General features: G+C 73.1%; 16 protein-coding genes. 7 read left to right on the top strand and 9 right to left on the bottom strand.

What is annotated here, in order from left to right; genetic code table 11:
- Positions 1–130: 130 nt before the first annotated feature.
- Positions 131–1,927: an outer membrane protein assembly factor BamB family protein gene (locus tag ABID81_RS08600; protein WP_354594383.1), complete on the top strand. Its 1,797-nt coding sequence runs from the start codon at positions 131–133 to the stop codon at positions 1,925–1,927.
- Positions 1,928–2,098: 171 nt separating this feature from the next.
- Here the strand turns inward: ABID81_RS08600 and ABID81_RS08605 are convergent, their stop codons facing one another.
- Positions 2,099–2,608 (bottom strand): GNAT family N-acetyltransferase, encoded by a 510-nt coding sequence (locus ABID81_RS08605; RefSeq protein WP_354594384.1) that lies wholly within the window; start codon positions 2,606–2,608, stop codon positions 2,099–2,101.
- A gap of 105 nt (positions 2,609–2,713) precedes the next feature.
- Between ABID81_RS08605 and ABID81_RS08610 the strand changes: the two genes are divergently transcribed.
- Complete coding sequence (locus ABID81_RS08610) at positions 2,714–3,607, top strand: Abi family protein (protein WP_354594385.1); 894 nt, start codon at positions 2,714–2,716, stop codon at positions 3,605–3,607.
- A 21-nt stretch (positions 3,608–3,628) separates the two neighbouring features.
- On the opposite strand, the gene ABID81_RS08615 is transcribed toward ABID81_RS08610, so the two are convergent.
- Positions 3,629–3,784, bottom strand: coding sequence for a hypothetical protein (locus ABID81_RS08615; RefSeq protein ID WP_354594386.1), 156 nt, complete (start codon positions 3,782–3,784; stop codon positions 3,629–3,631).
- Positions 3,785–3,971: 187 nt separating this feature from the next.
- Here ABID81_RS08615 and ABID81_RS08620 point away from each other — a divergent pair, with 187 nt between their 5' ends.
- Positions 3,972–5,627, top strand: coding sequence for an outer membrane protein assembly factor BamB family protein (locus tag ABID81_RS08620; protein WP_354594387.1), 1,656 nt, complete (start codon positions 3,972–3,974; stop codon positions 5,625–5,627).
- A gap of 153 nt (positions 5,628–5,780) precedes the next feature.
- Here ABID81_RS08620 and ABID81_RS08625 read toward each other — a convergent pair whose 3' ends face one another.
- From ABID81_RS08625 to ABID81_RS08645, 5 genes are all read right to left on the bottom strand, one after another.
- Entirely contained in the window at positions 5,781–7,802 is a 2,022-nt protein-coding gene (locus ABID81_RS08625; RefSeq protein ID WP_354594388.1) for a glycosyl hydrolase, read from the bottom strand.
- A gap of 185 nt (positions 7,803–7,987) precedes the next feature.
- Positions 7,988–8,719, bottom strand: a complete 732-nt coding sequence (locus ABID81_RS08630; protein WP_354594389.1) for an efflux RND transporter periplasmic adaptor subunit — start codon at positions 8,717–8,719, stop codon at positions 7,988–7,990.
- Positions 8,716–10,809 carry a glycosyltransferase family 2 protein gene (locus ABID81_RS08635; RefSeq protein ID WP_354594390.1) on the bottom strand — a complete coding sequence of 698 codons (2,094 nt, stop codon included), beginning with the start codon at positions 10,807–10,809 and terminating at the stop codon, positions 8,716–8,718. Before ABID81_RS08635 ends, ABID81_RS08630 begins: the two co-directional genes overlap by 4 nt.
- A gap of 455 nt (positions 10,810–11,264) precedes the next feature.
- A complete protein-coding gene (locus tag ABID81_RS08640; RefSeq protein WP_354594391.1) occupies positions 11,265–12,155 on the bottom strand; it encodes a hypothetical protein in 891 nt (296 codons plus the stop codon).
- Between the two features lie 25 nt (positions 12,156–12,180).
- Complete coding sequence (locus ABID81_RS08645) at positions 12,181–12,789, bottom strand: hypothetical protein (RefSeq protein ID WP_354594392.1); 609 nt, start codon at positions 12,787–12,789, stop codon at positions 12,181–12,183.
- A gap of 182 nt (positions 12,790–12,971) precedes the next feature.
- Between ABID81_RS08645 and ABID81_RS08650 the strand changes: the two genes are divergently transcribed.
- Positions 12,972–13,415, top strand: coding sequence for a hypothetical protein (locus ABID81_RS08650; protein WP_354594393.1), 444 nt, complete (start codon positions 12,972–12,974; stop codon positions 13,413–13,415).
- Positions 13,416–13,535: 120 nt separating this feature from the next.
- Here the strand turns inward: ABID81_RS08650 and ABID81_RS08655 are convergent, their stop codons facing one another.
- Positions 13,536–14,576 carry a glycosyl hydrolase family 18 protein gene (locus tag ABID81_RS08655; protein ID WP_354594394.1) on the bottom strand — a complete coding sequence of 347 codons (1,041 nt, stop codon included), beginning with the start codon at positions 14,574–14,576 and terminating at the stop codon, positions 13,536–13,538.
- Between the two features lie 125 nt (positions 14,577–14,701).
- On the opposite strand from ABID81_RS08655, the gene ABID81_RS08660 reads away from it, so the two are divergent.
- Together ABID81_RS08660 and ABID81_RS08665 are read left to right on the top strand one after the other, a co-directional pair.
- Positions 14,702–15,031 carry a DUF3140 domain-containing protein gene (locus ABID81_RS08660; protein ID WP_354594395.1) on the top strand — a complete coding sequence of 110 codons (330 nt, stop codon included), beginning with the start codon at positions 14,702–14,704 and terminating at the stop codon, positions 15,029–15,031.
- Positions 15,032–15,060: 29 nt separating this feature from the next.
- Positions 15,061–15,735, top strand: a complete 675-nt coding sequence (locus tag ABID81_RS08665) for an SDR family oxidoreductase (protein WP_354594396.1) — start codon at positions 15,061–15,063, stop codon at positions 15,733–15,735.
- A gap of 34 nt (positions 15,736–15,769) precedes the next feature.
- Here the strand turns inward: ABID81_RS08665 and ABID81_RS08670 are convergent, their stop codons facing one another.
- Positions 15,770–15,982, bottom strand: coding sequence for a hypothetical protein (locus ABID81_RS08670; RefSeq protein WP_043596779.1), 213 nt, complete (start codon positions 15,980–15,982; stop codon positions 15,770–15,772).
- Between the two features lie 85 nt (positions 15,983–16,067).
- Here ABID81_RS08670 and ABID81_RS08675 point away from each other — a divergent pair, with 85 nt between their 5' ends.
- The gene (locus ABID81_RS08675) at positions 16,068–17,516 is read left to right on the top strand and encodes a glucose-6-phosphate dehydrogenase (protein WP_354594397.1); all 1,449 of its coding nucleotides are present in this window, start codon (positions 16,068–16,070) and stop codon (positions 17,514–17,516) included.
- The last annotated feature ends 69 nt before the right edge of the window (positions 17,517–17,585 follow it).

Consider the following 17,585-nt stretch of genomic DNA (forward strand, 5'->3'; position numbering starts at 1 on the left):
CGGGGTGGCGCCCCGGGGTCGTGTGGGCGGGGTCGTGCGGGCGGGGTGAGGCCCCCTCCTCGGGGGACGACGCGCCAGCATACCGGTGGACCGGTCCCGTCTCGTAGCATGGCGACCTGAGGGGGTCGGCATGAGCGGACGGTCGTGGCAGCCGGTGCGTCCCGAGCGCCCGCCGACGGCCTGGGGGGCGCGGGCCGGCTCCCCGACGCTGCCCGCCTCGGTGCCCGGTCACCCCGGCGACCGCGCGGCCGTCCTCGACGGTCACGACCACCACGACGACGACCGCGACGGCGGGGAGACGACCGGAGCGGGCCGGCGTGGACGGCGGTCACCGCGGCAGGCGCCGGGCGGACGGGTGCCGGGCGCGCTGCGCCGGGTCTGGACCCGCGCCTCCCGGGCTCGTCGCCTGGCGCTGACGGTCGGCGCCGTCGCCGCCGTGACCGTGGCCGTCGCGGGAGCGGGCCTCGCGGTCCAGCCGCGGTACGACGAGCCGGCGCGGCCCGCGATGCTGGTCGACGACCTGCGCGGCGAGCCGACCGCGACGGTCTGGAGCACCGACCTGACCGCCGAGCTGACGCCGGGCACGCCCGACGGCTGCGCCTACTACCTGCGGGTCGGCGGGGTCGGTGACGACGCGATCATGGCGGCGCAGTCGGCCGAGCTGTCCGACCGGTGCGGCGGGGCGGGCGGGCGCCTGGCCCGGGTCGACGGCGAGACCGGCGACGTGACCTGGAGCACGAACGTGGCGACGGCCCTCGGCCGGGCGGTGCGCTCGGTGTCGGTGACGCCCGACGGCGACGGCCGGGCGGCCACCCTGACCGTCGACGTCGAGACCGGTTCGACCCTCGCCCGGCTGGACCTGGCCACGGGAGAGGTGACCGACCGGTCCGCGGCCGTCGAGTCGACCGACGCCGACCAGGTCACGCGCGTCGAGGGCGTCTCGTCGTCGAGCATCCTCGTCTCGCACCAGCCGCGCTCGCGCTTCGGGGCCGACGGCACGGGTCCGACGACGGACGACGGCGACCGGACGGAGTTCGAGCTGCGCCCGCTCGACGACCTCGACACGGTGTCGTGGCGGGGGGACGAACCGGCCCAGGCGACCGTCACCCTGTTCGACGACGAGCTGTACGTGCTGACGACGGCGGGCGAGGGGCCGCGGGTGATCGACGCCACGACCGGCGCCGAGCACGCCGTGCCGATCGACGACGACACGTACGGCTGGCCCGAGCAGGCGGGCGACCACGTGCTCGTCGCGTTCGCGGCGATCGACGGACAGCGCCTCGTCGCGTTCTCGCAGGACGACCCCGGCACGATCGACTGGTCGGCCGACCTGCCGGGGGACGCCTCGCTGATCGTGTCGGACCGCTGCGTCACCGTCACGGCCACCGTGGCCAGTGGCGACCCCGTCGTCGAGGGGCCCCGGGGCCCGGGTGACGCCGGCGACGCGGACGACCCCGTCGGCCGGGTCTCGGTCACCTGCCTGTCACCCTCGACCGGCGAGGCCCGCTGGACGACGACCGTCCCGGTCCGCAGCGGTCAGACCGTGCAGTCGGGCTGGAACCCCCTGCCGGACTCGGCGTTCGACCAGGTGCAGGTGTCCGTCTCGCCCTCGAGCAGCTTCGCGGACGAGAGCTCGACCGTCACGACCTTCGACGCCGACGACGGGCACGTGGCCTTCACGGCGACACTGCCGGGGTACTCGGTGCCGCTGGCCCAGGGGCGCACGACCACCTACCACCTCGCGTTCGGCGTCGACGGCCGGACGTCCGTCGTCGCCTTCGACGGGCACAGCCACCGCGAGCTCTGGCGCACCTCCCCCGCCGACGCGATCGACGTCGGTTTCTGGGGTCCGCACCTGGTGGTCACGGGGCAGGACGGCGTCGTCCACCGCCTCGACGACCCGACGGCGGTGGCCGACCGCGGGTGACGGCGCGGCGCGGGCGGGCACGACACCACGAGGTGGGCACGACACCACGACTGGTCGTGGTGCTGTGTCCAGGACGTGGTGCTGTGCGGCGGAGGCACCGCGGCACCGTTCGCGTCCAGGCGGCCGTCTTCGCGTTCCGCTCCGGCTTCGCCCGCACCGGCGGCGACTGAGTCAGAGCACCCGCTCGAACCGCTGCACGGGCCTCTCCAGCAGCGAGTGCTCGAACGGCACGCCCGCGGCCGTCCAGCCCTCGCTCTCGTAGAGCCGGACGGCCCCGACGTCGTCGAGCAGCGCATGCAGCACGACACGCTCGTGCCCACGAGCGGCGAGCTCTCGCGTCGCCGCCCTCAGCAGGGAGCGCCCGAGCCCCCGGGACTGGGCCCCGGGTCTCGTCGCCAGCAGGCCGAGGACCGCTGCGTCGGCGGGGTCGCCGGTCAGACCGCTGCCGGGACGCGTCGCCAGGACGAAGCCGTCGATGCCGTCGGAACCGTCCGAGCCGTCGACGACCAGCCAGACGACGGCCGCGTCGAACTTCGGCCGGGCCCTCTCGGCGACCCCGTCGACGGCGCGTCCGTCGCGGGCGGCACACGCCGCGACCCACACCGCCACGCACGCCTCGACGTCGGCTGCCGCACCGGGACGCATCTCGCCGGTCCCCCTGGTCGGATCCATGTCGGACATGCTCGCAAAGCTAAGGCCTTCGAGCTAGGATCGAAGCAATCGACCCCCTCCCAAGCCTCTCGACGATGCTCAAATGGGAGGGGCCTTTTCGTTCTGGAACACGTCATGAAGCCGAACCTCTCCCTCGAACAGCAGACGGACCTGCTCAGATCGCGCGGCCTGATCGTCGCCGACGAGACAGAATGCCGGTCGTTCCTCTCGACCCACAACTACTACCGCCTGTCCGGTTGGGCGAGGTACTTCCAGACCGCGCCGCACGAGGGTGACGACTCCTTCCGGCCGGGTACCAGCTTCGACGACATCCGACGCGTCTACGAAGCGGACGAAACCCTTCGAGCACGCCTCGTGGCCCCGCTGGCGCGGGCCGAGCTGGTCCTCCGAACGCACGTAGCCAGGGTGATCAGCGACAGGCACGGCCCTCGTGGGTGTTACCTAGAGCAGAGTTTCTACACCGACGTCGGCGATGCCGAACCCACCGTCTCGGCGTGCCTTCGGGATGTCGGTCGCAGCAAGGAGCGGCACATCCTCCACTTCAAGACCGACGGCGGAAGCGGCGCCCCGTTCGGTGACCTACCGATCTGGTCGGCGGTCGAGGCCTTCTCGTTCGGAACGCTGTCCAGGTGCATCGAGCGAGGGGCTGGGGGCACACTCGCTGCTGAGGTGGCGAGCAGCATCGGGGTCGCCACCTCAGGTTTTGCGTACCGCGTGAGGGCCTTGGTCTACCTGCGGAACCGCTGCGCCCACCACAGCCGACTCTGGCATCACTCCGTCATCGACGCCGGCCCGACACCCAACAACGTCCGAGCCAAGGCGAAGAGGCTGGTGGGCCAGTTCGGACCACGTTCGGTTCTCGACGTCGTCGCCTCCCTGGACGACGTCCTGGTCCGCAGTGGGGCTTCTGAGGCCACGCTTCCCGACCTCGTTCTCGATCGGACCGGAGGCGAGGACTTCTGGCCCGGCATCGCGACCCCTCGCGTGCCGATCGACCACCGGCCCTGATCGGTCACTGCCTGAAGGCCGCTACCCCCGCACGAGCAGCGGGAACACGAACACCGCGAAGAGCAGGAACGCCGCCATCACCCCGAACACGACGTAGCTGCCGCGGCCGACGACGCGCTGCCCGGCGGCCTCGCGGCGCCGCAGCACACGGCGACGGTAGACCGCCTGGACCACCACGAGCACGACGATCGCCAGGGCGAGGATCGAGATGACGACGGCTTCGATGGCGCGGCTCCTTCGTGGGCGGGGGGGGGCGGGACGACCCGCATCAGCCTAACGGGCGGCCCCGGGGACGAGGAGGCGCGGGTCGGGCCCCCGGGCGACCTCACGGCCCGGGCGCGCACCCGACTCGTAGCATGGCCGGGTGACGGACCAGGCCTCGCCGAGCGACCCGCCGCTCGCGCGCGCCCGCCGGAGCTCCGCGGCCGCCTGGCACCGCGCCTCCCGGGCCCGTCGCCTCGCGCTCGTGACCGCCGCGGTCGTCGTGACCGCGGCCCTGGTCACGACCGTCGGCCTCGTCGAGGCGCCCCGGTACCCGTCGGCCGTCGCGCTCGACGGCGTCGACGGCGACGACCTGCGGCACGAGCCCGTGGCCGCGTCGTGGACGCTCACCCCCGCCGACGTCGGGGTGCCCGACGACCGGGCCGACTGCCTGCTCTGGCAGGCCGAGCCCCGCGTGGGCCCCGACGTGCTCGGCGGCGACGTGCTGGTCAGCGCGAGCGGTGACGGCACGGACGACGGCGCCGCCACCGGTGCCGCGAGCGACGCGGGGTGCCGCTTCGACGGCGGCTTCGGCGGCACGGCGCAGACCTCGAGCCGGTTGGCGCGCGTCGACCCCGTCGACGGCACGGTCCGCTGGTGGGTCGACCTCGGCGCCGAGCTCGACGCGGGTAGCGGGTTCGTCCAGGTCTGGCCGGCCGACGACGCCACGGGCACGACGCTCGTCTCGTCGCTCGGCTTCGGCGAGGACGGCTTCGCCTCGGGCTACGGCCGCCTCGACCTCGCGACGGGCGAGCTGACCGACGTGACCACGTCGGCGAACGGGCGCGCCCGCCTGACCGACGCCACCGCCTCCTGGGTGCTCGTCTCGAGCGACCCCGAGTTCTCGTACCAGGACTCGGCGGTGTACTACGACTCCGAGCCCGGCACGGGCGAGTTCGCGCTCTACCGCGCCGACGACCTCGACACCCCGGTCTGGACGGGCGAGACGTCGGGCCGCCAGGACGAGGCGCTCACGCCCGACGGCCTGCTGCTCCTCGACGACGGCGTGATCACCGCGGTCGACGGGCGGACCGGCGAGACCACGCCGTGGGGCCCCGACCTGCCCACGGCCACGACGCTCACCGTCGACGGCGACCTCGTCGTGGTCGGCCTCGACCCCGCGATCCCCACCTCGACCGGCGACACCGACGGCACCGTGGTCGCCCTCTCGCTCGACGGGACCGAACGGTGGCGACACGGCTACCGCCAGGACCGCGGCGTGCAGCCGACGGACGCCTGCCTGGTCTTCTCGACCACGCCGGGGGTGGTCTGCGTCGACCGACGCACGGGAGCCGAGCTCTGGACCACCCCGCCACGCGACCGACGCCACGGCCTCGCCCGCGTGACGACCGACCCGGCCGGCGACCGCGGCTCGCTCGTCTTCGCGCAGACCTTCGAGCCGGGAGGCGCGGCGGCGGCGTCCGGCGACCTCACGTCGGACGAGGCGGACGAGCGCACCGTCCGGCTGCTCGACGCGACGACCGGTGACGAGGTCGCCCGCGCGGCCGTTCCGGGCGAGTCGCAGATCGCGCTCGTCGGCCGGACCACCGGCTACGCCACGACCTCGCCGTCGGGCGGCCGCACCTCCGTCGTCACGGCGTTCGACCTCGCCGACGGCCACCGCCTGTGGCAGCTCGACAGCGAGAGCGACCAGCTCGGCTTCTGGGGCGGCGTGCTGGTGGCGAACCGGCCGGACGGCAGCGTGCGACGGCTCGTCGACCCGGTGCGGCTGGTCGACCCGGTGCGCGAGGTCGGCTGAGGCCACGCCGCTCCGACGCCGCGGAGCGGACAGGGCACCGCCGCGTGCCGCGGTGCCTCGTCCACTCGGCGGTGTCGTCGTGACCGGACCCGCGCCTCCTGCGCCAGGCGCCCTGCGCCCTGCGCCCTGCGCCCTGCGCGTACCGGGCCCCGGCTACCGGGCCCCGGCGCTCATGACGTAGGCCATCGCGTAGGCCCGCGAGTTGCCGTCGTCGATGCCCGACTCGGGCAGGTCGGCCAGTGCCGCCAGGGCCGCCGTCGCCTGGTCGGGCCCCTGGAGGGCCGAGTACATCAGCACGTAGTCGCCGAGGGGCGCGTCGAAGCCCGACGCCGCGGCCTCGTCGACGACGGCGGCGATCTGCTCGGCACCGCCGGCGGCCGACGACGTCAGGTACGACACCGAGGACGGGCTGAGCGGGATCAGCTGGATGCCGGCGATCGCCGACGGTTCGGCCGAGAACCAGGTGCCGTAGTCGCGCTTGCCACCCCAGGTCAGCGACACGATGGCGTGGTCGTACCCGTCCGCCGTCGAGCCGCTCAGGTCGGGGTTCAGCCAGTAGGCGAGCGCCGACGACGCCTCGCTGCTGAGCAGCCACGACGCCTCGCCGCCGAGTGCCTCGTCGCCCGTCGCGGCCGCCCACAGCGACAGCCCGGCGTAGGCGGTGACCGCCTCGGACGACGACTCCTGGTTGTTGCCGTCGGCGAACGGCGCGTAGCCCGAGGCCCAGCTGTGCGACCAGTACGGGTCGAACGCCCGCTGGTCGGGGAACGACCCGTTGCCCGAGCCCGAGCCGATGTCGGCCGCCAGCAGGTCCATCACGGGCTGCCACCGCTCGGCCAGCTGGGGGTCGTCGGCGGCGACCACGCCGGCCGCGTAGAGGAAGTACCCGTAGTGGAAGTAGTGGTCGTTGAACTCGTCCGAGCCGAACGACGCGACCTTGCCGACGACGCCCTTCACGGCGGGGTCGTAGACGAAGCACTCCTGCTCGCGCGTCTCGCAGCCGGAGGGGTCGGTCCAGGTGTCGAGCCGGTCGACGATCGACGCGCGGAGGGTGTCGGCTGACGCGTCGTCGCCGAGCTGCTCGGCGAGCTGCATCAGCATGGCCGACCGGTACAGCGCCTTGCCGCCGAAGTAGGTGTCGGCCGCGGGCGCCGTCGTCGAGGCGACGTCGGCCCGCACCTGGTCGCCGAGCTGCTGCCGCTGGTCGTCGCTCAGGCCCGACAGGTCGAGTTCGGCCGAGGCCGTCGTGACGGGCGCGTCGAACGAGAGCGACGTGCCGACCGCCACCGGCACGGTGCCGTAGATCGTCTCGTAGCTCAGCCCGGTGTCGCCGCCCGTCGCCGAGTCGCCCATGTGCGGCGCCGACACCAGTAGGGTGTCGCCGCCGGCCGCGGTCTCGTAGCCGAGCTCGGTGGTCGAGACCGCCGACGACCCGGACCCGGAGGCGCGGTGCCCGGTGGTCACCGACACCAGCGGCGAGGCGGCCGCGTCGAGCACCGTCCCCACCTGGTCGGCGTCGGCTCCGTCGGGCACCGGCACGAGCACGACCGAACCGCCCTCGTCGAGTCGGACGGCCGTGCCGTCGAGGTCGCCGCCCGTGACGACGACGCCCCAGGTCGCGTCGCCGACCGTCAGCGTGCCGCGCCCCTCGCCGACGCTCGTCACGGCGGCGCCGAGGGTGTCGGCCTGCGCCGTGGCGGCGGTGTACGAGACGAGCGGCGACCCCTCGGCGACGGTCGTGTGGCCGAGCACCGTGTCGCCGTCGAGGTGGGCGACGGTCACCGAGACCTTGTCGTAGGCGCTGACCTCGGTCGCGGTGGCGCCGACGTCGAGGGTGACGTCGGGCAGGGCGGGCCCGACGATCGCCTTCTCGGAGGCCACGGGCGTGGGCAGCCCCGCCGCGAAGCCGTCGTCGGTCAGCTGGAACGAGATCGGGAACGGGAACACCGGTTGCGGCTCGTCGCCGAACGCGAGCCCCGAGAACCAGGCGTTGGTCGGCGGGACGAGTCCGTCGGCGAGGCGCGTGGTCGGCACGGCGCCGACCGACTCCTGCGGCAGGGCGGCGACCAGGGGGTCGACCTGCGAGGCGGGCAGCACGTCGCCCGCGGCGTCGGGTCGCCCGGTCGTGTCGCCGTCGCCGTCCGTGCCCGAGCCGCCGGTGCAGCCGGCCAGCACGAGCGCGCCGGCCGTGCCGAGGGCGACCCCGGCGACGAGGCGGCGGAAGGCCGGGAGGCGCGGGGCGCGTCGGATCCCGACCCGCGCCTCCCGGGGGTGACGGGCCGGCCCGGCGTCGATCGGTGATCCCGAACGATCCCGTCGGCCGGACCGACCCGTCGTCTCTCGCGCTGCGCCGCGGATCGTCAGACCCCGATCTGGCGCAGGAAGTCCTGCATGGTGTCCACCGGCCCGGCGAGGATGCCGTCGTCGCGCAGGTGCATGGTGGCCTCGACGGGCGTGCCGCTCGCGACCAGCCCGTTGTACGAGCCCTCGGTGAGCTGGTCGCTGACGACGCGGACGGTGGCCGCGGCCGCGCCGTCCTTCGTCTGCACGCTGACCAGGTCGACGCTGCCCTCGACCACCACCTGGTTCGGCAGCATGACGTCGACGGTCGCGCCGTCCTGGATGCGCTCGTAGTCGCGGGGGGTCAGGGTGAAGTCGGCGTCCACGAACAGCGTGCCGGCCTTCTCGATGGTGGCGACGGACGTGCCCGACCCGAGGAACCCGCCCTCGCGGACGTCCATGCGCGACAGGGTGCCGTCGACCGTGGCCAGGAAGGTGATCGTGCCGTCGTCCGCCACGGTGTACGCCTCGGTGTCGGGGACGACCACGTCGTCCGCGAGGTCCTTCTGCAGCGAGGGGCTCTGCAGCGCGAACAGCACGTCGCCCTTCGAGACGACGTCGCCGACCTCGGCGTCGGTCGAGGTGACCGTGCCGCTGTAGTCGGTGCCGACCGGGAAGTCCTGGCTGGCGATGGCGGCGCTCGTGCTGATGACCTGCGCCTGCCGCTGCGTGAAGATCACGGTGAAGACGGCCACGAGGGCGAGCACCACGAGGATGCCCACGGTCATCTTGATCCTGTTGCCCCAGGTCATGAGACCACCTTCTCTCGGTCGTTCGTGTCGTGTCGGTCGGGTCGGGGGGCGGCGGCGTGGTGCCCCGCCTCGTCGGCGTGGCGCTCGTCGGCTAGGCGCTCGTCGACGTGGTGCTCGTCGACGTGGTGCTCGTCGACCATCGCCAGCTCGGCCTCGAGCAGGTGGCGCCGTTCGTCGTCGCGGCGCAGCTGCTCGGCACGCTGCTCGGCCGACAGCTCGAGGAACTCGTCGTGGCTGCGCGGCAACGGCCGGGCGACCTGGGTGCGGAGCGTGCGGTCCGGCACGGACGCGGTGCCGATCGGACCCGCCATCGTCGTGCGGGCGCTCGACCCGGTGCGGGCCGCCCGCTTGATCGCGCGGGCCTCGCGCAGCGCCGCCAGCAGGAAGGCGGACAGCACGGCGGTGTTGATCAGGTTCCAGACCGTGGCCAGGGTGAGCACCCGGTTGTCCCAGTCGCGCCAGATGGCCACGAGCGAGGTCAGCGTCAGGAAGAGCCAGAACAGCACCTGGGGCACGAGCACGTTGAACGGGCTCGCCGCCTTGCCGCCGCCGGTCACGTGCCAGGCGGTGTCCTTGCCGCTGAGCACGTTCCAGAGCGCCTTGACGTAGATCGGGAACGACACGGACGCCAGCATCAGGACCTCCCACCGGAACGACCCGAGCGTGAAGAAGGCCAGGGCGATCTGCAGCAGGTAGAAGCCCGAGTAGAACAGCAGCCACTGCAGCACCGAGATGTGCAGGTTCATCGGGCGCAGGTCGAAGAAGATCTCCATCGGCGGCACCATGATCAGCAGCAGCGGGGCGATGCCCGTCAGGTAGTGCGTCGCCGTCAGCGTGTACTGGAAGCGCTGGTCCATCGTGAGGGTGCGACGGGGGCTCAGCGGGTTGTGCCGGAAGAGGATCTCGAAGCCGCCGGTCGCCCAGCGCAGCTGCTGCTTGCTGTAGGCCTCGATGGTCTCGGGGGCGTCGCCGATCGCGAGCGTCATCGGGATGTAGATCGAGCGCCAGCCGGCCTCGTGCAGGAACAGGCTGGTCCAGACGTCCTCGGACTTCGAGTCCGTGTCGATGCCGCCGACCTCGTCGATCGCCGCTCGACGGAAGATCACGTTGGTGCCGACGCAGAACGCCGCGTTGAAGCGGTTGCGGCCGGGCTGGATGTACCGGTAGAAGACGGCCTGCATGTAGCCGGCGCCGCGGCTGACGATGCTGACGAGGTTGCCGTACGACTGCGGGGTCTGCACGAAGGCGACCTTCGCGTCGATGAAGAACGGCACCGTCTCGTGCAAGAACATCGGCTTGGGCACGAAGTCCGCGTCGAAGATGGCGAAGTAGTCGCCCTTCGCCACCGACAGGGCGTAGTTGACGTTGCCGGCCTTGGCGCCGTTGCTGGTCAACCGGCGGATGTACCGGGCGCCGAGCGTCGCCGCGAGGTCCTTGACCTCGTCGCTGCGACCGTCGTCCAGCACCCAGGTGCGGTGCTCGCCCTGCATCGCGAGCGCTGCCTGCACCGTCATCGCGATCTTCGACAGCTCCTCGCCGTAGACGGTGACGAAGACGTCGACCACCACGGGCTTGCCGTCGACGACGATCGGCCACAGGTGCGGCTGGTCGCGCACGCCGAGGCGGTCGATGGCCTCTTCGTCGTAGAGGGTGTCCTGGGTCGAGTGGAAGTCGAAGTCGCGGGGGTTCTGGCCGCCCGAGAGGATCGTCCACATGGCCAGCAGCGCCTGGAGGACCAGGACGGCCTCGGCGATGATCACGGCGACGTAGGGCAGCAGGTCGCCGCGGTTCGCCGGGTTCAGCAGGAACTGCCCGTAGAGCAGGATGCCCATGGTGCAGGCGAGCACCAGCAGCACCATGAACGGCGAGTGGGCACGCCCCTCGGTCCGCGAGACGACCGACGCGTGGTGGTCGCTCGTCATGCGGGTCGAGGGGCGCGCACGCGCGCCCCGCTCCTCGTCGCGCTGTGCCAGGCGCCTCAATTCGCTTCGCGAGCGGGGTGCCGCGTCGAGGGCGGGGCCGGTGTCGGGTGCACCGGGGGTGTGTCGGTTCTCGGCGTCGCTGTCGCGGACGCGCATGGTTCGGGACATGCGTGTTCTCTCCGGGTTCGGGTCTGAGAGACGACCGGACGCCGGCAGGCGGTGAGAGCCGCCGTCGGACGTCCGGAGGGGCGTCGGCGACAGCGGCGACTCGAGTGACGCGCCGGGGTGGGCGGCGGTCGGGTGGGAGCCAGGGACTCCCTGTTCGGGTCCGTCGACTGCGAGAGGGGTCAGTCGTCTCGATCGACGGGCTCGTCACCGGTGTGGGCCTTTCGGGGGACCGTTCCGGGGACGTGTGGAACAGTACAGGGTCGATCCGGCTCCACCGCGACACCCGTTCGGGGGGTGCGTCCCCTCGAACGGGTCACAACCCGCTCGGTCAGCGGGCAGGTGACACCCGTCCGCCGCGCAGGCTCACCCGTATCACCCGTCCGGGGGCCACGCCGAGCGGCGCGACACGCCGGACGAGGAGGCGCGGGTCGGGCGTGTCGGACCGGTCGCCCGACCTAGGCGGTCAGGTCGGCCAGCCACGCGGCGAGGAACTCGGCACCGGCCTCGTCGTGGATCGCGCCCGTGGCGCTCGTCAGGACGGGGTAGGGCGTCGTCGGGACGCCGTCGGCGGGCCGGACGTCGACGTGGGCGACCGCGTGCCCCCGGGCGTGCAGCCAGTCGGCCATCGCGTAGTCGCTGCGCGAGTCGCCCACCGTCCGCCAGGCGAGCGGGGGCTCGCCGTCGGTCGCCAGCAGCTCGAGGGCCCGCTCGGCCCCGAGGTCCTTGCCCAACCGCACCGACTCGATGTCGGTCGAGATGATCGTCGGGTCGACGCGCCACTGCACGTCGCCGGACGCGTCGGGCCGCACGTCGTCGAGACGCCGGACGCCGAAGCCGCGCCGGACGAGGGCCTCGATCGCCCGCTCGTCGAGGGCGCGCTGCCGCGCCAGGTAGGTCGACGACTCGACGCTGGTGAGCTGCTCGATCGAGACCATGGCGTGCTTCGTGGTGTCGTAGAACACCAGGTCGGCGTACTCGTCCGCCACCAGAGCCCGCATCTCGTCGCCGAAGTCCGCGGGCATGGCGAGCGACCGGTCGACCTCGATCGGGCCGACGCCGTCGGCACCGTGCTCGGGGCCGATCGTGAACCAGACGGCGCCCTTCTCGCAGACGCCGTGCACGCGTGCCCCCTCGGGCAGGCCGGCCGCGAGCAGCGGGGCGACGACCTCGTCACGGATGAAGGCGTCCGAGCGGCCGGTGTTGAACACGATCGGGATGCCGAGCGCGGCGAGCGCCACGAGGTCGCGGGTGATCTCGGGCAGCGCGATGCTGCGGGTCACGGGGCTGGCGATCGGGCCGTCGACGTCGAGCAGCAGGCCGAGGCGGGGTGCGGTGGGGGAGGTCACGGGTCCATCCTCGCAGCCGGGACGGCTACGGCGCGGTCGGCAGGGAGGGCATGGTCTGGGCGAACTCGACGAACGCCGAGATGAAGACCGAGAACGCGACCACGATCGTGATCAGGTACACGGCGATGAAGAGCCAGAGCGGGGCGAGGCCGCCACCGGTGCGGCGCTTCACGACGACCGAGCGGCCGATGACGTAGACGATCGTCAGGAAGGCCCACGGCCACGGGAACGGCTTGACGATGCCCTTGGCCACCAACGCGCGATGGTCCAGCCACGAGAAGACGACCATGAGTGCGTAGACGAGCAGCGCGACGCCCATGTAGGCGAGGTAGCCGGGCGTGAAGGGCGACTGGTAGGCACCAGGGGTGAAGGTCGTGGCGCGCTCGAGGTAGTCGGGGATGTCCCAGAAGGCGAGGCCCACCAGCTGCACCAGCGGCAGGACGACGAGCACCCAGACGAACGGGGTCGACGTGGAGGCACCCGGGTTGGTGTCCTTCAAGGGGTCCTGGCGCGCGCCGGGGCCGGGGTACGGCTGCTGGCCGTGCTGCGGGTACGGCTGCTGGCCCTGCGGGGGCTGGGGCTGCTGCGGGTGCTGCGGGTTCTGCCAGGGCTGTTGGCCGGGGGCGTCGCTCACGGTGTCTCCGTCGTCGTCGTGATGGGTGTCGGTCCGGGTCGGGGTGGCGCGCGAGGCGCGGCTCTCCGGCAGCGTAGTGCGGCGACCCGACCCGACGCCCGCTCGGGTCTCCGCCCGGGGACGGACCTGCGAGGGCACCCCGGGTGGGAGGATGGTCGGAACCGCTCGACAGGAGAACCCCCGTGGCGTCGCTCCCCCCTTCCGTGATCACCGCGCTCGAGGCCTTCGCCGCGCCTGATCGCAAGCAGTCCGTGCACGAACTCGCCGTCGACCCGTCGGGTCCGGCCGAACACACCCTCGCCGACCTGACCGGCTCGGTCGAGTGGGTCGACATGGCCGTCGCGCATCCCCTCGGTCCCGACCGCAGCGACCCCGAGGGCATGCGCCGCCTGCTGCAGGCGATGGGGGCCGAGGGCCGCTGCGCGGTCCTGTCGGCCACCGGTTCCGAGGACGACCGCGACCTCGGCGGCGCACTCGACGGCGTGCTGCACCAAGACGGGGGCGCGCTCGTCGTCTGCCGGCCGGGCCCCCTCGCGTTCTTGATCACCGGCGGCGGCGAGCACTGGCTGCTGAGCGACCGCGACATCCCGCAGCTGACCGGCCCGATCGGCGTCGTCCAGCCCTAGCGGCAGCCTCTGCACCGCGTTTCGTGCAGCGCACCCCGACTAGTCGGGTCGCACTGCACGAAACGCGGTGCGCTGCTGCGGCGGGTGAACCGCGTCAGCCGCGGCGGCGGGCGAACCGCGTCAGCCGCGGCGGATCGGGTCGCCGGTCGTCAGCTGCCAGATCGCGACCCCGTGCAGCCCCTTCGACTCGGCCAGCTCGGCCCGGGCCGTGATGGACCGGCCGTCCGACCACCAGAGGGTCGAGCCGTCGCCGGGTGACGCGGTGTACTCGGCCTGGTCGGCGTCCCACGAACCGGTGGACCGAGCGGCGGTGCGGGCCTCGCCGACCGACACCGCGCCTCCTGCGGTGCCCTCGCCCGTCCACCGGTAGCCGTAGCCGGCCACGCCGAGGTCGAGCCGGTCGGCCGGGACGAGCCCGAGCGCCGCGTCGAGCACCTCGCCGACCCAGGGCAGGCCGCCGACCGGCCCGGGCTCGCTGAAGCCGACGCCGTGCTGGTCGTACGCCATGAGCACGAAGCGGTCGACCGAGTCCGACAGGGCGGCGAGGTCGTAGCCGAGGTCGAGGTATCCGGCCTCGTCCGTGCTGGGCTGCACGGCCATCGAGATCGTGGCGTCGTCGGGCAGGGCGTCGCGCAGCTCGGCGGCGAAGTCGACCAGCCCCGGGGCGTCGCCCGCCGCCAGCGACTCGAAGTCGACCTGCACGCCGTCCCAGCCGCCGTTGACCACCTCGCCCGTGAGGCCCGACACGACGAACTCGCGGTTCGCCTGACTCGACAGCAGCTGCGTCGCGAGCTCGCCGCTGAACCCGTCCTGCCCGGCGTTGACGACCAGCAGCTCGGCCTTCTTGCCCGCCGACTGCGCGGCCTCACGCAGCGAGTTGGCCGACTCGTCGCTCGGGGCGACCCCGGCCCCGCCGGTCGTGATCGCGACGCCCGAGACGCCGACGGTGTCGATCGCCGCCTCGCTGCGGTCGAAGGCGTCGACCGCGGCGGTCGTCGCGTCGGGCGAGGCGATGGCGTAGCCCTCGACGGCCAGCCCGGCGGGGACCTTCGCCTGCGGGGCCACCGTCGGGTTCGTGCCGTCGGCCGAGCACGAGGTCAGCGTGACCGCGAGCGAGGCGGCGAGCAACAGGGCGGCGGTGCCGGCGGTCAGGGTGCGCACGGTGCCATCTTCGCCGATCGGGGCGGGTCGTGGTGCCGAGGTGACGCGCTCGAGGACGCGCCGGGCGCGAGGCCGCGACCCGCGCCTCCCGGGCTCGACGAGGGCGGGCGTGCTTGGCTCGTCCCATGGCAGACGACGACCGGCAGCAGACCTGGGACGAGTTCCACGACGACGTCAACATGACGGCGTCGACGCTCAAGGAGTGGCTCGACACCGACGAGTCGCGCGAGGTGGGGCAGAAGGACGGCGGCGAGTCGGTCGGGCACGAGAGCGGCCGGCACATCGTCAGCATCCTCGAGAAGAAGAAGGCCGACCTGACCGACGCCGACTGGCAGCACATGGAGAAGGTCCACGGCTACGTCGCGCGCCACTCGAAGCAGCGTCCCTCGGGCGACGTCACCGACACGAAGTGGCGCTGGTCGCTGATGAACTGGGGCCACGACCCGCTGGCCTGAGGGCGCCCGTCGACCGGCAGACTGGGGTGATGAAGACCGCACTCGTCACCGGGGGTTCGCGGGGCATCGGCCTCGCCGTCGTCCGCGACCTCGCCCGCACGCACCACGTCATCGTCCACGGCCGGGACGAGGAGGCGCTGCGGGCGATCACCGCGGACCTCCCGTCCGCGACGGCGTGGGCCGCCGACCTCTCGGGCCCGGCCCTCACGGTGCCGCCGCTCGACGAGCTCGACGTGCTGGTGCACGCCGCCGGGGTCATCGGCGGCCGGGCCGTCGCCGACACCGACCGCGACGCCTGGCGTCGGGTCTTCGAGGTCAACGTGTTCGCCGTCGCCGAGGTGACGCGTCAGCTGCTGCCGGCGCTGCGGGCCGCACAGGGCACCGTCGTCGCGATCAACAGCGGTTCCGGCTTCACTGCCGGGCCGAACGGCGGCACCTACGCGGCGAGCAAGTTCGCCCTGCGGGCCCTGACCGACGCCCTGCGCGAGGAGGAACGCCCGAGCGGCGTCCGGGTCAGCTCGGTGCACCCGGGCCGCGTCGACACCGACATGCAACACGAGCTGGTCACCGCCGAGGGCGGCACCTACGACGCCTCGCTCTACCTCGAGCCGGGGTCGGTCGCGGACGCCGTGCGCCTCGTGGTCGACCTGCCGCACGGGGCGACGGCCGAGGTCGTCTCGGTGCGCCCCACCCGCCGGGCCTGACCGGCCCGGCGGTGGGATCCCGCCGTGGTGGGATCTAGCTGTAGTCGTGGCCCGAGACGCCGAGCGAGCGGTAGACGTACTCGCCGCCCTCGCTGGCGTCGTCGTCGAGCTCCCACATGAGGTCCTCGCCGTCGGAGGCCCCGGGGCGGGTGACGCTCTTCTGCGGCAGGCCGTCGATGAGGGTGAGTTCTTCGGTGGTGGTCTCGTCGTGGCCGACGAAGCGGGCGGTGTAGGTCTGGTCGCTCATGGCGTGGACGCTACGCCGCGGCGGCTCCCGGCGGTGTGCGCCCTCCCCCGGGCACGGCCGGAGCCGAGCCACTACCGTGCACCGCATGACGGCGAAGAAGGCTCCCGAACCCGCGACCCTGTTGATCCTCGGAGCGAGCGGGGACCTCGCCGCGCGCCTCCTCATGCCCGGCCTCGGGGGCCTGCTGGCACTCGAGCCGAAGCGCCGCGTCCAGCTGATCGGCGCCGGCGTCGAGGAGTACACCGACGCCGAGTGGAAGGACCGCGTGAAGACGTCGTTCGACAGCGTCCACGCGAGCGGGCCCGCCGTCGACGCCCTGCTCGAGTCGACGACGTACGTCACGGCCGACGTGACCGGGGTCGACGGCCTCCGCAGCCTCGTCGAGGCCTGTGACGCGCCTCCGTCGATCTACTTCGCCCTGCCGCCCGCCATCACCGAGAAGGCCTGCACCGCCCTGCGCGAGGTCGACCTGCCCGAGGGCACCGCGCTCGCCCTCGAGAAGCCGTTCGGCACCGACCTCGCCAGTGCGAAGAAGCTCAACCGCGAGGTGCTCGAGCTCGTGCCCGAGGACCAGGTGCACCGCGTCGACCACTTCCTGGGTCGGTCGACCGTGCTGAACCTGCTCGGCCTGCGGTTCGCGAACCGCCTCATCGAGCCGATGCTCAACAACCAGCACGTCGAGAGCATCGAGATCGTCTACGACGAGGAGCTCGGCCTAGAGAACCGCGCCCGCTACTACGACCACGCCGGTGCGATGGTCGACATGATCCAGAGCCACCTGCTGCAGGTGATGGCCGTGCTCACGATGAACGCCCCGGCGACGCTCGGCCCCGCCGACCTGCGCGACGAGAAGGAGCTCGTGCTGCGCGCCACCCACGTCTGGGACGACGACGCGGTCGCCAACACCCGTCGCGCCCGCTACACGAAGGGGAAGGTCGACGGCCGCACCCTGCCCGCCTACGTCGACGAGGACGGCGTCGACCCGTCGCTCGAGACCGAGACCCTCGCCGAGGTCGTCGTCGAGGTGGCGAACTGGCGCTGGGCCGGGGTGCCGATCCTGTTGCGGTCGGGCAAGGCCCTCGCCTCGCGTCGCCGCGAGATCGTCATCACGTTCCGCCCGCCGACCCACGTGCCGAAGGAGTTCGTCGGCGGGGGCACCCCCGACCGGCTGCGCATCGCCATCTCGCCCGACGAGATGTCGCTCGAACTCAACGTCAACGGGCCGGGCGACTCGTACGACCTGTCCCGCGCCTCCCTGCACGCCGACTTCGGCGCGGCCGACCTGACGGCGTACGGCGAGGTGCTCGAGGGCATCCTCGACGACGACCCGACGCTGTCGGTGCGCGGCGACTCGGCGGAAGAGGGGTGGCGCATCGTCGCTCCGGTGGTCAAGGCCTGGACGTCGGGCGACGTCGCCATCGACGAGTACCCGGCGGGGTCGGCCGGGCCGACGTCCTGGCCGGCCGGCGTGCACCAGAACGAACCGGCCGTGCGCGCCCGCGAAGGCGCGAAGCTGGCCCACCGCGAGGACTGAGGCGCGCCGCCACGCCGCCACGCCGCCACGAAGTACACGACCCGCCACGCGATCGTGTGGCGGGTTGTG

The organism is Frigoribacterium sp. PvP054, assembly GCF_040547465.1.
Lineage (GTDB): Bacteria > Actinomycetota > Actinomycetes > Actinomycetales > Microbacteriaceae > Frigoribacterium.